Below are 14,171 nucleotides of genomic sequence, written 5' to 3' on the forward strand. Positions count from 1 at the left end.
CATGGCATGGCTCGCTGGATGCCGTCGCCTCCACCGTCGCTACGAGCGCAAAGCCGAGCACTTCCTCGCCTTCACGAGCCTCGCCTGCACCCTCATCTGCTACCGCCGGCTCACCAAATGAGATGACTTCTAAGACGTCAAGAGGGTCCCTCGGTCAGGCACCCGGCGCGCCCGCCCCGACCATGAGCCCGACCAGCACCGCGCAAGTCGACGGTGAAGAGTTGGAGAGCAACTCAGCCGTGAGGAGCTGCCCGCTTGAGATCCACCCGATCGGATTCCGCATCACTACGTGACTGTCTGGCCGCTCTTGTACACGGTGAAGTAGTCCTCGGTGGAGAAGCTGAGATTGAACACCATGCCGTACTTGCGGCGCAGGCTCGTGACGCTGGTGGAGGCTGGCTCGCGCAGGCACCGGTGGACGGGTGGATCGCTGGGGGAGCATATCGCTAGCTCTTCGATCATCTGACGCTTTCCTCTTTGGTGGACCTGATCCCAGGCGAGCGTGACCGTACCAGCAGATAGATCGTGCGGCTCACCTGTGCCGGGGCCCTGTGGGTCGCCTGTCTTGCCCCGGTAGTAGTCAACGACCTTGGTCGCGTAGAAGAAGTCGTGGTTGAAGGGAATCGGGGAGCCATCGGGGTCGCCTGCGGTGAGGATACTGTCGATCGTGTCGGCCGCATGGTGGGGGCTGGCGCCGAAAAAGGCGTTGACCCGCATCATGCAGCGGATCTTGTACCGGTCGTCCCCGTCTTGGAAAAAGTACTCTTTCGCTTTCCCGCCCATGCACATGTCGTCCATGGTGACCAGACCAAGCGTGAGCGCGGTGTGGGCATCCCAATGGGCGATGGTCTCCCGGAGCCGTTGTTCCACCTGCTTGCGGACCCTGACCGCCTCGGCACTGCCGGCGAGTTGGCGAACAGTCTTCGCGCCGGTGGCGCCGTCCTGCGAACAGGCGGATACGGACAGCAACGCCACGCTGCACACCATGCCCAGAATTGTTCTGGTATGACGTCGATACCCCACCACGGTCGCCCCTTTCCGTGTCCATGACCACTGTGCACGGCGGCGCGAGAGGTCGCATGAGTACGCGTACTCAGCTGTCACGGTGTCCCGGCGGGAGGCTCATCCAGTCACCGAGGGCAGTGTGGTCCGGGAACTGTCCGGCCGATCAGGTCCTCTGGCTCCTGCTCGGTTCTCGTCGTCAGCCGCTCGGGTTCCACCTGAGGGGTTTCCGTCGGGAAGCGGGTGGGACTGAGCCGGTATTGCGCTCGCACGGGGCTCGGCTGGCTGGCGAGTCCACGTAGTCGGCCACGGGGCCAGCTCCCTCGCGGTCGAGATAGGCGGTGAACTCGGCCAGCAGAGCAGTCGTTGCGGTGGCGAAAGCCTGTCGATGGTCTGGGGCCCGGACCACCTCAGAGGGCGGTATAAGACCTTATGCCCGATTCTTCGTTTCGTGCGGGACAAGTGGGCAAGTCGTGGCGACGTCGGTCGTCTACGGCCTAGGGCTGGGTGAACAAGCCTGGCTCGGTCTCGGTCAGGGTCCCGCGGTCAGCGTGGCGGTCCGAGCCATCCCCGTCGGCCGGCTCTTCGAGGTGAAGTCACGGCTCGGGGCAGCATTGCTTTCAGGGCGAAACTGCCGGAGCTGCCCATCCGTGGAGGCGTGGACTCGATCCGCGGCGCTTCAGGCGAACAAGGCCGCGAGATATGAGGCGACAAGCACTGCGCACACGGCGGCGGGCGCGAATTTGGCAACCGGGTCGCCCTTGCGCAGGTGTACGACCGCAGCTCCGGCGAGCAGTAGGAGAAGCCCGGCTCCCGCGAGGCCGCCGAGCGGCGGCATGGCGGGGCCGAGCGCCACGCCGGCGACTCCTGCCAGTTGCAGCACGCCAATGCGGCGGTAGGCGGCGACGGAGAAGCCGGTCTCGGCGGCTAGCTCGCGTGCCTTCGGCAATGCGAGTGCATTGAGCACTCCGATCGCCCCGAAGATCAAGGCGATGGCGCAGGCGAGGGTGATGGTGAGGATCATGAGGTATCTCCAGGGTGCCGGCGTCGTGGCGGCGTGGGCGTCAAGGGCGAAGGCCTGATGGCGGGGGGCGTCACGAGACGGTTATGGGATGTGTCGGGCGCGGTCGAGTTGCCGGCCGGGTGCATCGCTCGGCGCCCAGACGGGCGATTTGGTCGATCGATCAGCAGCTCAATCTAGCGCAATAACGGAAACGCTGTAACCGTTATGATGGTCGGCCTCGGGGTGAGTTCGCGGTGTCGTGGGCGTAACGACGTCACGCAGCTGGTGCCCGTCGCCAGGTAGTAGATGGTCCTGAGGGCAGGCTCTTGCCCAGCGAGCTGCCGAGGAAGTCATGGACGTCGCCCGCACGGGTTCGCCGGTCAGAAATGCGCGTCGTGGTCGGGGTGTTGGGTTCCCTCAAGGGTCTTGGTATTGGCCTGCAGGCTGAACCAGCACCATGACCACCCTGCTGATCGTCGATGACGAGTCTTCTGCTGTGTCGGGTCAGGTACGGGCGACAAGCCGGGCTTCGACGCCGTCGAGAAGCGACTGCAGTCCGAAGGACACATACGGGCGAGGGTGGCTGCGAGGACGGCGCCGATCGCGAACGTGACGACGCTCTGGGCCGCTTGCTCGGCATCCCGCCTGGTGAGGCCGGACGCCTCGCAGACCGCGAGCAGGTGCTCGTCATGGCGGTCCCTGGCCGGGCCGTCGAGAGGCTGGATGGTCATGGCGGCCAGCAGCCAGGGGTGCCTGAGAAGCATCGAACGCAGGTTGTCGGCCATGGCCAGGAGGGCCGGACGCCATTCGAGGCCTTCGAGAGCGGGGAGAGGTGTCTGCCCCCAGACGGTGTCGGCGGCCAGCAGGAGCAGATCGTGTCGGCTTTTGATGTGCCAGTAGAGTGCCGCCGCGGTGATGCCGAGACGGCTGCCGAGTCTTCGCATGGTCAGACTCTCGATGCCGCCCTCGTCCAGAAGGGCGATGGCCGCCTGGATGATCTGCTCCTGGTGCAGAGCGTCGCGGGGCATCCTCGCGGTAGTCGGGATGGGGCTGCTCACGGCACTTTCTTGCTGTGGGAACGAGGCCGCGGTGTGCGGCTCTGAGGGCGCGTGGCCATCGCGCCGACGAGGACGGGGTGTCGTGCGCGTCGGCGCGCGGTTCATGCGTGGGGGCCGTTGCGGTGTGTCAGCCGGGAGAGCCCGCGGGCCGGATGCTGCGCAGCAGCCGTTCTCCGGACTCGCGGGTGTCCGGGTGGGCGTTGACCAGGCCGGGGATGATGAGGCGGCCGGAGAAGTCGACGATCTCGGCGTCGGGCGCCTCGATGGGTTCGCCGACGGCCGCGATGGTCTCGCCGTTGACGAGGATGTCGACATGCTCGGCGTCCGGTCGGTCCGGCGTCATCGTGATGACTTGCGCCCCGCACAGCAGTATGCGGCTCATTCAGTGGCCCCCGAACCGGGGGAGGTGTGGCTCTGCTGGGACATGGTGCGGGTCCTTGCCTGGGGCGTCATTGCCTGCACGGCGGTTTGTGTGGTGGTGAGGAAATCCCGAGTGGCGATGTGCCCGATGTAGCCGTCGGGACGGATCAGCAGCAGAGTGTCGCCGGTCAGGCCGTAGGCACTCTGCAACGTGGTCTTGTGGTCGGAGAAGGCGCGGCCGTCGCCCGCGGCTGATCCAACGGTGATCCGCTTGAGTTGGGCGCCTGTCGTTGGCCAGTCGAGGAGTTCGAGGTCCCGGGCGGCGCCGGGGCCGTAGGCGATGGCGGTGAAGTGCGGTCCCTGGAAGAGGTTGAAAAGGCGGGTCTCGGCGCCGTCGGCGCCGAGCAGTTGGGCGTCCGGGGCGCGGTCGCCCACGTGCAGCGTGCTGGTGTCGCTGCTGTCGCCGTCGGCGGGGGCGAGCGGGCCGCCGTAGTAGGTCAGGGAGAGCTGCTGCTCGTCCTTGCCGCGCTTCATGCTGGAGGGGTCGAGCTTGGCGATGCCGCCCCATTTCTCCGTGGACAGGCCCAGGACCCCGGCGGCGATCGGTTGCCGCTCGGCCTCGTAGGTGCTCAGCAGGGCCGGGTGGGCTCCGGCTAGGACCTGGCCGAGCTTCCAGCCGAGGTTGTAGCCGTCCTGCATACCGGTGTTCAGGCCCTGGGCACCGGCCGGGGTGTGGACGTGCGCGGCGTCGCCGACGATGAAGACACGTCCGCGGCCGTAGTGCTTCGCAAGACGGATGTTGGGCCGGAACACGGACTTCCAGTGGATCTCGTGCAGCTGGATGTGCCGGTTGCGGGTGTGGGAGTGGATCCGGTCGATGATGGCGCCGATCTCCTGGGGCGGCTTCTCGTCGGGCGTGAGCCGGATCATCCACTGGAACATGTCGCTGTCGGGGATCGGGCAGGCGCCGATGAGCTTGCCGCCGAGGCCGGGCCACATGTGCCACCGGTTGCGGGTCAGGCCACTTACGGAGGCATCCACGATCAGCACGCGGTCGGACTCGTCCGTCGTCCCCACGAAACCGATGTCGAGCTGCTTGCGCACCGCACTGGAGCCGCCGTCGGCCCCCACGGCATAGCGGGCGACGATCTCCTCGACCCCGTCCGCGCCCACCACCTTGGCGGCCACCGCGTCCTCGTCCTGCATCAGCTCGGTCAGTTCCTTGCCGAACTCGATCTCGCGGCCGAGCTCACTGAGCCGGGCGTGCAGGGCGCGGTCCGTGCGGAACTGCGGGATCAGCCAGGTGTTCGGGTACGGGACGTCCGGGGTCGCCTCCTTGTGGGGGAACATCTTCCACGGCACACCGATGGGTCCTGCATGGAGCCCGAGCTTGGGATAGATGTCGCCGCCGGCCAGCACGTCGTCGAGAGCGCCGAGGTCTTCGAGGACTTCGAGGCTGCGGGGCTGGATGCCCTTGGCGCGCGAGCCGTCGAAAGCGTGGGGGGACCTGTCGACGATCCGGACGTCGAGTCCGCGGCGTACGAGGTCGATCGCCAAGGCGGAGCCAGATGGGCCGGCGCCAATGATCAGTACGTCGATGGCCTGCGGGTTGTTCATGAGTCGAGCCTTTCGGTGCGTGCGGACACGAACGGGACGAGCTGATCGGCGACGTCGCGAGGCCGTTCGAATGGGGCCATATGCCCGCATTTGTTAATTACGTGATGTTTCTGGGGCTTCAGCAGGGCGCGAGCCGTGTCGAAGTGCACCAGCCGCGTAACGGTGTCCTCGTCGCCCCACAGCAGCAGCGTCGGAATGCCCAGTGCCCCCGTCCGCCGGAAGAGGTCGTCCCGGCCGGTCAAAGGCAGGTGCTGCAGCGTGTCGAAGACCGCGTACAGCGAGCCCTCGAAGCGGAAGGCGTCGAGGACCATCTCGGTCAGTTTCGCGCCGAGTTCGGGGTCGCGGACGTTGTGCCCCAGGTGTCCTTGAAGTATCTGTCGGCCGCGCCGCCGGGCGATGAGGCCGGCCAGCCAGTCGTTGCACAGCAGTCGGTGGGGGGAGGTCAGCTGAGGTTTCGCAAGACCGGCAGGGCCCACGATGGTGAGCGTGGACACCGACGAGCGGTACTGGGCGGCGTACGTCATGCTGACCAGCGCGCCCATGGAGGTGCCGACCAGGTGCAGGGGCCGCGCCGCCAGGCCGAGCCGGTCCGTCAGCTCGGCCAGCTGCCGCGTGAACAGCATCTCGTCGTACCGCGCCTGCACCCGGTCGGAGTAGCCGCGGCCATAGGCGCTGCAGGCCAGAGTGCGCAGTCCGCGGGCGTGCAGCTCGCTGACCAGGCCGTCCCAGTAGAACAGCGGGATGGTCAGACCGCCCGCCATCAGGACCACATCCCCGTCCTCGGGCCCCGTCAACTCGTAGTGGGTGACGCCGTCGGACAGCTCGACGAAACTGCCGCGCAGCGCCTTGCGTGAGTCGGCGGTGAGCTTGCGGTCCTCGCCCGGGGCGACGAAGTACTTCATGGAACGGGCCTCCTTGCCCTCAGTTCGCGGGGGTGTCGGCGCAGGAGCCGAGGAACTTCGCGATCGCGTCCGCGACCCACTGCGGTTCCTCCTCCGGCAGCAGATGTCCGCCGTGGGGGTGGACGAGCTCCTGGGCGCCGGGGATGTCGCGGGTGAAGTGCTGGCCGTCGATGCTCGCGCTGCGCAGCACCAGCGTGGACACCGTGATGCGGGGGATCTGCGCGCTGCGATCCGGCTGGTCGGTGTTGCAGAAGTCGACGAAGGCCGAGCGGTTACCGGGGCGGCTCATGAGCTGATAGGCGCGGTCCGCCATGACCTCGTCCACGATCTGCGAATGCGGCCCGACGGCCTCGCGCAGGTTGCGTTCGACTGCCCCGCGCGGCATCACCCGCCTCAGCAGGGGCCGCACCAGCGGGTTGCGGGCCAGGCGCATCCCCGCAGGCACCGTCTTCTCCGGGTAGCCGGTGGCATTGACCAGCACCAGGCCGGTCAGCCGCTCCGGATGATCCAGCGCGACGTTCCAGGCGATGTTGCCGCCCAGGGAATTGCCGGCCAATGCGTAGCGCGGCACGCCCAGCGCCTCCGCGAAGCCCGCCACCGTCGCGGCGTACGCCGGGATGCGGTAGTCGCGGTCCTTGCGCGGGCCCGTCAGTCCGAACGCCGGCAGGTCGGGACGGATGACATCGAACGAATCCGACAGCAGATCCGTCACGCGGTCGAAGTGCTGCAGGGACGAGGCACTGCCGTGCAGCAGCAAGAGCGCCGGGCCGTGCCCGGCGCGCTTGTAGTGGATCCGCAGACCGTCCACCTCGACAAACCGGGAATCGGGCTGGGGCTCAGACCAGGTACTCATAATGGATACACTGTTGCCGATAAGGTGGTCGTGTCAAGAGGAAGCCCCTTTCGTGGGCGCGGCGCCCTGCCTCGGCCACCTCCTGCACGACAACCCTGAACGCGACGACGCCGAAGCGGCCGACCAGGCAACCGAGGAGCTGCTGCGTATGTCTGGCCTTCCCGTCGACGAGGCCCACGAGATCTGCCGGCAGCCACTGCCCGACCTGGAAACCGCGGCCGCGACCGGCAAGGCACCACCCCTTGCAGCCGAGAACCGCGACCATCCGAACGAAAGGTGCGCAGTACATGACACTCCGAGGTGTCCTCAGCGGGCTGAGCGCCGCAGCAACCCTCGGCGCTGCTGCGGCGATCAGCACACGTCGCCGCGCTCTGGCGGCAGTCCCCCACGAGCTGCGGCACCCAGTGCTCTTCCTCCCGCTGAACTTCGGCAACCCGGTCACTCTGGCCATCGCTCGCCGCCTCGTGCCCTTGGTGGGAGCCGCCTCCAGGCCCGGCGTCCGCGTCGAGCGGCGCACGCTGTCGGCCATGACCGACGACCTCCCCGTCGAGGTGCTCACCTACCAGGCATCAGGCCAAGCGCCGCGCGCAGCGCTGCTTTGGATCCACGGCGGAGGAACCGTCATGGGTGCCGCTCGGCAGGAGAACACCTGGTGCAGCCGCGTTGCCGACGAACTCGGCGCTCTGGTCGTCAGCGTCGACTACCGCCTCGCACCCGAAAATCCGTACCCCGCAGCTTTGGACGATTGCTTCGGGGCGCTCCGCTGGCTTCAGGCCAACGCCGCCGCCCTCGGCATCGATCCCGCCCGCATCGCCGTCGGCGGCGAAAGCGCCGGAGGCGGACTCGCCGCCGCCGTAGTCCAGCGCGCCCACGATTCAGGAGTGCCGGTCCGGTTCCAACTCCTCCTCTACCCCATGCTCGACGACCGCACGGCTCTACGCGTCGACCCTCCCAACAGCGCCATCTATACGTGGACCCCGGACTCCAACCGCTTCGCGTGGACCTCCTACCTCGGCCGCCCGCCACAGGACCGCGACGATCGCCCCTATATTGCGGCGGCAAGGCGCAGGAACCTCGACGGGCTGCCGCCCGCGTGGATCGGTGTGGGCGACATCGACCTGTTCCACGACGAAGATGTTGACTACGCCCGACGCCTGAGCGAGGCAGGCGTCGCCTGCGAGCTGCGGCTCGAATCAGGCATGTACCACGGTGCTGATGCCTTGCTCGACGGCAAAGCACCTTCAATGACCGCTTTCCGCACTGCCGCCCTCGACGCTCTGCGAACTGCCCTGGCAAAGCCCTGACCGCCCCGGACGGCGCCGTCCTGTCCGGGCTACCACCCGGAGGCGGCCGAAAATCCCGTCACCGAGCCGGCCTCCGCCGACCCGGACAGGGCGAGTGCACGCCAGCGATCACTGCCGTCCCGGGTGCCAACCGCGATGCCGCGTTTACGCAGGTAGGCGCGGAAGCCGCGAGAGCTGTAGGCCTAATAGGCACGTGGGTTGGCCGTTGGGCCGTTCCTGGCAGGGACTGGACAAGACGTCTGGGCTGTAAGCAGCGCACAGAGTGCTTCGACAAGAGGGATGCTGTTCCAGCCCGTGCCGTGTCGCACCCAGCCGCCGTACCGTTCCGTGGTTCGAGCCATGCCCAGGGCTACCTCCCGATCAGCCGGAGCCATCGAGTTCTTCACGAGAGTGAGGCCCCTGAGCAGGGCTGGGGCCACGGACGGCTGATGGGGTGGTGCGCCCGAGAGCGCTTCTATTAGGTCGCCGGGTGGCCCCTGCCGCGGCTTGATGCCTACGGACAGCGAAGCCTCGAAAGGAGCGTGTGGTGCACGCAACCTGTGGAATCGATTGGGCCGAGGACCACCACGATGTGGCGGTGGTTGACTCCGACGCCCGCCTGCTCGGTAAGCTCAGGATCAGCGATGACGCGGCGGGCTTCCAGGACCTGCTGCACCTGCTCACCGAGCACGGCGACAGCCCGGACGATCCGATCCCGGTCGCGATCGAGACCTCTCGGGGACTGCTGGTGGCCTGCCTGAGGACCTCCGGACGCCGGGTCTACGCGATCAATCCGATGGCCGTCGCCCGCTACCGCGACCGGCACGCGGTCTCCCGGAAGAAGTCCGACCACCAAGACGCCGTCGTACTGGCCAACATCCTACGGACTGACGCCGCATTACACCGCCCGCTGCCGAGCGACTCCGACCTGGTCAAGGCGATCGCCGTCCTCGCCAGGGCCCAGCAGGACGCAGTCTGGGACCGCACCCGCGCCCACAATCGGCTGCGCTCACACCTACGGGAGTACTATCCCGCGATCCTCGAAGCGTTCGCCGACAAGCGCGAGCGGCTGCTGGCCCGGGAGGCCCGCGCGATCCTCGCGATCGCGCCCACTCCGCCTCAGGCCGCCCGGCTGACCCGAACCCGGCTGAGGAATGCCGTCACACAGGCCGGACGTCAACGCCGCATCGAAGCCGAGACCGACCGGCTTCTTGAGGTCTTCCGCCGGACCTGGCTCCGCCAGCCCTCCGTGGTCGAGAAAGCAATGGGACGACAGACGCTCGCTCTCCTCGCCCAGCTCGATGCAGCCTGCCAGGCATGCGACGACCTGGCACGCGACACCGAGGAGCTGTTCCTTCACCATCCCGACGCCGAGATCATCACGAGCTTCCCCGGCCTGGCCACCCTCACCGGCGCACGGATCCTCGCCGAGATCGGCGACGACCGCACCCGGTTTGAACGGGCCTGCGACCTGAAGGCTTACGCCGGAAGCGCCCCGGTGACGAGGGAATCCGGCAAGAGCCGCCGCGTCAGCCACCGCCGGATCAAGAACAGCCGCCTGGCCGCGACCGGCCGACACTGGGCATTCGCCGTGCTGACCGCCTCTCCGGGAGCCCACGCTCACTACAACCGCCGACGCAGCACCGGCGATCGCTACCACGCAGCCCTCCGCAACCTGTTCAACCGCCTGCTTGGCCAGCTTCACCACTGCCTGACCAACCACCAGAAGTACGACGAAGCCCTCGCCTTCAACCAGCCGGCGCGTTCCCTACTCACGGCGGCCGCTTGACCCGATAGCCGCATGGGGTGTCTTGTCGGCAACGACCTGGTCGGGCTTGCAGCGTGGTCGGCCGGGGCCGATGCGGGGGACACACGGCCGTCAGGAACACCCTCGGCTTCACGGGCCCCCGGGCGGCCGAAACAGAGCGTTACGGTCGCCCGCCCGAGCGACGCCACGGGCTTCGTCTACACGGACCTGGTCGCCGTCGCGGGACCACCCGGCTCACGACATGTCTGGGAGACGCCCGCGGGCCAGACCTCGAAGTGCTGCTCCGTGCCGTCCCCTGGGCCCTGGCGGGCGCGAGCGGCAGTTTCGCGGCGACGCCGACGCCCACGCAGGTCTCGGCGCAGCCACTGGGGGCTGCTGCGGGCCGTCGCCTCGCGCCACGGTCAACCTCGGTCTGGACGGTGGGTACGGGGTGACCCCACACCCCGTACCCCTGACACCGTTCATGCCCCTACCGCTCCTTGGTCTCCTCCAGCACCGTCCTGCCCAGCAGGGCGTACCGCTCGGGGGAGCGGTGCTTGAGGTACTGGGCGTAGCCGATGCCCGTCGCCGCGACCAGGGCCACCAGCCACGGGGTCGCCTTCAGCAGCAGCGAGCCGGACTCCGTGCCCGCCGCGACGCCCATGTTGGACACCAGCAGGACGACCACGCCGAGCATCGCGATGCCGCCGATGAGCGGGGCGGCGAAGGTCCTGAACCAGTGGCGGCTCTCGGGGTGGTTCCTGCGGAAGTAGACCAGCACCGCGAAGGAGCAGACGGCCTGGACGACCAGGATCGCCATCGTGCCGAGGATCGCGAGGAGGACGTACAGCGCGTTGTACGGGTCCTTGCCGGCCGCCCAGAACGCGCCGATGAGGACGGCGGACACGGCCGTCTGGACCAGGCCCGCGATGTGCGGGGAGCCGTGCCTGGCGTGGGTGCGGCCGACCGTGCGCTTGAGGGACGGCAGGACGCCCTCGCGGCCCAGCGCGTACATGTAGCGGGCGGCGCAGTTGTGGAAGGCCATGCCGCAGGCCAGCGAGCCGGTGATCATCAGCCACTGCATGACGTCGACGGCCCAGTGGCCGACGTACCGCTCCGTGGGGTTGAAGAAGAGGGCGAGGGGGTTCGCGGAGGAGGCCGCCTTCACGGCCTCCGCCTCGCCGTTGCCGGTGATGGCCATCCAGGAGACGAAGACGTAGAAGACGCCGACGCCGAGGACGCTGATCATCGTCGCTTTGGGGATGATCTTCTTCGGGTCGCGGGACTCCTCGCCGTACATCGCCGTCGACTCGAAGCCCACCCAGGACCAGAAGGCGAAGAAGAGGCCGAGGCCGGCGGAGGTGCCCTTGAAGGCGTTGACCGGGTTGACCGGGCCGAAGGTGAAGCCGTGCGGGCCGCCTCCGTGCAGGGCGACCGAGATGGCCATGGCCGCGAGGACGGTGACCTCGGTGCCGAGGAGCACGACGAGCAGCTTCTCGGCGACGCTGACGCCGAACCAGGTGCCGGTCGCGTTGACGGCGAGCATCAGGATCGCGAACGCCCACCACGGGACGTCAACGCCCGTCTGGTCCTTGAGCGTTGTGTTGGCGAAGACCGAGAAGATGCCGATCAGCGCCGGCTCGAAGACGACGTACGCGAAGGTCGCGAGGAGGCCGGAGGCGAGGCCCGCGGTGCGGCCGAGGCCGTAGGAGATGAAGCCGTAGAAGGCGCCGGTGGACGTGATGTGCTTCGCCATCGACGTGAAGCCGACCGAAAAGATTGCCAGGACGACCATTGCGACGAGATAGCTCGCCGGGGCGCCTATGCCGTTGCCCGATGACACCATGAAGGGCACGTTGCCGGTCATCGCGGTGATCGGGGCGGCGGTCGCGACGGCCATGAAGACCACGCCCAGCAGGCCGATCGCGTTGGGCTTAAGCCGGTGAACCGTGCTTTCGTCGCCCGATTCCGTCGCCGGAGCGACTCCCTCGTCCACTGCCATCGCCGGTGGCCCCTCTCCTGCTGCTCGCTGCTTGCACTGGACCGGAACTCTGTAGACCGAATGAGTCGGGCAAGGGTCTCGGGGCGTTAAATGTTTGTCAACCAGACCTTTAGAAACTTGGCGCAACCTGTAGGCAACACACGGCTCGTACGGTCACCGCCATGACCGTCTACACGTCCACTCTCGGCGTCGAGCGCTTCCGCTTCGGCTCCCTTGCGCACCTCCTCGCCGCCGCGAGCCCCGAGCGCTCCGGCGACCGGCTCGCCGGCCTCGCCGCCGCGAGCGCCCGGGAACGGGTCGCCGCGCGCTGGGCCCTCGCCGAGGTGCCGCTCGCGACCTTCCTGACCGAGCCGGTGATCCCGTACGAGACCGACGACGTGACCCGGTTGATCCTCGACACGCATGACGCGGCGGCCTTCGCGCCCGTGGGCGGGATGACGGTCGGCGAGCTGAGGGAATGGCTGCTGGCGGCAGGGAGCGAGGCGCTGTCGGCGGTGGCGCCCGGGCTGACCCCGGAGATGGTCGCGGCGGTCTCGAAGCTGATGGGCAACGCCGATCTCGTCGCCGCGGCCCGCAAGGTCCGGGTCGTGACGGCGTTCCGCTCGACGATCGGACTGCCGGGGCGGCTGGCCACCCGCCTCCAGCCCAACCACCCGACGGACGACCCGGCGGGAGTGGCGGCGGCCCTGCTGGACGGCCTGCTGCTCGGCTCCGGCGACGCGGTGATCGGTATCAACCCGGCGACGGACAGCCCGAAGGCGACGAGGGCACTGCTGGAGCTGCTGGACGGTGTGATCGGCCGGTACTCGATCCCGACCCAGTCCTCAGTGCTGTGCCATGTGTCGACGAGCGTGCAGCTGATGGAGCAGGGCGCCCCCGTCGACCTGGTCTTCCAGTCCATCGCTGGCACCCAGACGGCGAACGCCTCCTTCGGTGTCACGCTCGGCCTCCTCGACGAGGCGCACGAGGCGGCGCGCGGGCTCGGCCGGGGGACGGTCGGCGACAACGTCATGTACTTCGAGACCGGCCAGGGCAGCGCCCTGTCCGCCGACGCGCACCACGGTGTGGACCAGCAGACGGTGGAGGCGAGGGCGTACGCGGTGGCCCGGCGCTACGAGCCCCTGCTGGTGAACACGGTCGTCGGCTTCATCGGCCCGGAGTACCTCTACGACGGCCGCCAGATCCTCCGCGCCGCCCTGGAGGACCACTTCTGCGGCAAACTCCTCGGCCTCCCCATGGGCCTGGACATCTGCTACACGAACCACGCCGACGCCGATGACGACGACGTGGCGACCATGCTGACCATGCTCGGCGTCGCGGGCGCGTCGTTCGTGATCTGCACGCCGGGCGGCGACGACATCATGCTCAACTACCAATCGGCCTCCTACCACGACGCGTTGTACCTCCGTGAGGTCCTCGGTCTGCGCCCGGCACCGGAGTTCGAGGCATGGCTGGGGTCGATCGGTCTGCTGGACGAGGCGGGTTCGATCAGGGAGGTGCCGTCGGACTCGGCGCATCCCCTGACGGCGATCGGAAGGGAACTGGCGGCATGACGAACGGCCAAGTCGATCTCACCGTCGGGGACCTGTCCCTCTGGTCCGCGCTGCGCCGGCACACCCAGGCCCGCATCGGCCTCGGCCGCGCGGGCACCTCGCTGCCGACGCGGCACCGGCTGGAACTCCAGTCCGCGCACGCGGCGGCACGGGACGCGGTGCACTCGCCGTTCGAGCCGGAGGTGGTGGCGGCGGGGCTCGCGGGGAGGGAGACGGTACGGGTCCGCAGCGCGGCGGGTGACCGCCTCACGTACCTCCAACGCCCCGATCTGGGCCGCCGGTTGAACCCGATGGACCGCGCGCATCTGCCCGTCGGCGACTGGGACGTGGTGTTCGTGGTCGCGGACGGGTTGTCCAGCCGGGCCGTGCACGAGCACGCGGCGGCGATGGTACGGGGCACGGTAGCGCGGCTCGTGGGATGGCGGGTGGCGCCGGTGGTACTGGCCGAACAGGCCCGGGTGGCCCTCGGCGACGACATCGCGTCCGCGATGGGAGCGGCGATGGTGGTCGTGTTGGTGGGCGAACGACCGGGGATGTCTGCGGCGGACTCGCTGGGCGCGTACCTGACGTACCGGCCGAAGCCGGGGGAGACGACGGACGCGGACCGCAACTGCCTGAGCAACATCCGGCCGCCCCTGGGCCTGACGTATGAGCTGGCAGCGGGGAAGTTGGCGGGGTTGATGGGGAGGGGGCGGGAGCTGGGGATCACCGGGGTGGGACTGAAGGACGAAAGCGATCAAGAAGCAGTAGGCGAGCGGCTACTCTGAGTGGTGGCTGGTCTGCGAGGGCGG

General features: G+C 68.5%; 13 protein-coding genes and 1 pseudogene. 5 read left to right on the forward strand and 9 right to left on the reverse strand.

Features of this window, described 5'->3' with window-relative positions:
• Positions 1-121, forward strand: a pseudogene (locus ACFY01_RS44265) (IS5/IS1182 family transposase); the annotation flags it as partial.
• Positions 122-285: 164 nt separating this feature from the next.
• Here ACFY01_RS44265 and ACFY01_RS44270 read toward each other — a convergent pair.
• From ACFY01_RS44270 to ACFY01_RS44305, 8 genes are all read right to left on the reverse strand, one after another.
• The gene (locus tag ACFY01_RS44270; RefSeq protein WP_390741452.1) at positions 286-987 is read right to left on the reverse strand and encodes a hypothetical protein; all 702 of its coding nucleotides are present in this window, start codon (positions 985-987) and stop codon (positions 286-288) included.
• Positions 988-1,681: 694 nt separating this feature from the next.
• The gene (locus ACFY01_RS44275; RefSeq protein WP_390741453.1) at positions 1,682-2,026 is read right to left on the reverse strand and encodes a DoxX family protein; all 345 of its coding nucleotides are present in this window, start codon (positions 2,024-2,026) and stop codon (positions 1,682-1,684) included.
• 359 nt (positions 2,027-2,385) lie between these two features.
• Positions 2,386-3,063 (reverse strand): TetR/AcrR family transcriptional regulator C-terminal domain-containing protein, encoded by a 678-nt coding sequence (locus tag ACFY01_RS44280; protein WP_390741454.1) that lies wholly within the window; start codon positions 3,061-3,063, stop codon positions 2,386-2,388.
• A gap of 127 nt (positions 3,064-3,190) precedes the next feature.
• Complete coding sequence (locus ACFY01_RS44285; protein WP_390741455.1) at positions 3,191-3,445, reverse strand: hypothetical protein; 255 nt, start codon at positions 3,443-3,445, stop codon at positions 3,191-3,193.
• Complete coding sequence (locus ACFY01_RS44290; protein ID WP_390741456.1) at positions 3,442-5,040, reverse strand: FAD-dependent oxidoreductase; 1,599 nt, start codon at positions 5,038-5,040, stop codon at positions 3,442-3,444. Before ACFY01_RS44290 ends, ACFY01_RS44285 begins: the two co-directional genes overlap by 4 nt.
• The gene (locus ACFY01_RS44295) at positions 5,037-5,942 is read right to left on the reverse strand and encodes an alpha/beta fold hydrolase (protein ID WP_390741457.1); all 906 of its coding nucleotides are present in this window, start codon (positions 5,940-5,942) and stop codon (positions 5,037-5,039) included. The genes ACFY01_RS44290 and ACFY01_RS44295 overlap by 4 nt, the downstream gene beginning before the upstream one ends.
• Positions 5,943-5,961: 19 nt before the next feature.
• Positions 5,962-6,795, reverse strand: a complete 834-nt coding sequence (locus ACFY01_RS44300; protein WP_390741458.1) for an alpha/beta fold hydrolase — start codon at positions 6,793-6,795, stop codon at positions 5,962-5,964.
• Positions 6,779-7,060 (reverse strand): hypothetical protein, encoded by a 282-nt coding sequence (locus tag ACFY01_RS44305; RefSeq protein ID WP_390741459.1) that lies wholly within the window; start codon positions 7,058-7,060, stop codon positions 6,779-6,781. The genes ACFY01_RS44300 and ACFY01_RS44305 overlap by 17 nt, the downstream gene beginning before the upstream one ends.
• A gap of 262 nt (positions 7,061-7,322) precedes the next feature.
• On the opposite strand from ACFY01_RS44305, the gene ACFY01_RS44310 reads away from it, so the two are divergent.
• On the forward strand, positions 7,323-8,099 hold the full coding sequence (locus ACFY01_RS44310; protein ID WP_390741460.1) for an alpha/beta hydrolase: 777 nt from the start codon (positions 7,323-7,325) through the stop codon (positions 8,097-8,099).
• Between the two features lie 526 nt (positions 8,100-8,625).
• Positions 8,626-9,867 (forward strand): IS110 family transposase, encoded by a 1,242-nt coding sequence (locus tag ACFY01_RS44315; protein ID WP_390741461.1) that lies wholly within the window; start codon positions 8,626-8,628, stop codon positions 9,865-9,867.
• Between the two features lie 448 nt (positions 9,868-10,315).
• Here ACFY01_RS44315 and ACFY01_RS44320 read toward each other — a convergent pair whose 3' ends face one another.
• Entirely contained in the window at positions 10,316-11,827 is a 1,512-nt protein-coding gene (locus tag ACFY01_RS44320) for an APC family permease (RefSeq protein ID WP_390741462.1), read from the reverse strand.
• Positions 11,828-11,988: 161 nt separating this feature from the next.
• Here ACFY01_RS44320 and ACFY01_RS44325 point away from each other — a divergent pair, with 161 nt between their 5' ends.
• Complete coding sequence (locus tag ACFY01_RS44325) at positions 11,989-13,380, forward strand: ethanolamine ammonia-lyase subunit EutB (protein ID WP_390741463.1); 1,392 nt, start codon at positions 11,989-11,991, stop codon at positions 13,378-13,380.
• Positions 13,377-14,147 carry an ethanolamine ammonia-lyase subunit EutC gene (gene eutC, locus ACFY01_RS44330; RefSeq protein WP_390741464.1) on the forward strand — a complete coding sequence of 257 codons (771 nt, stop codon included), beginning with the start codon at positions 13,377-13,379 and terminating at the stop codon, positions 14,145-14,147. Before ACFY01_RS44325 ends, eutC begins: the two co-directional genes overlap by 4 nt.
• Positions 14,148-14,171: the final 24 nt, after the last annotated feature.

It is taken from the genome of Streptomyces sp. NPDC001480 (genome assembly GCF_042894725.1).
GTDB lineage: Bacteria > Actinomycetota > Actinomycetes > Streptomycetales > Streptomycetaceae > Streptomyces.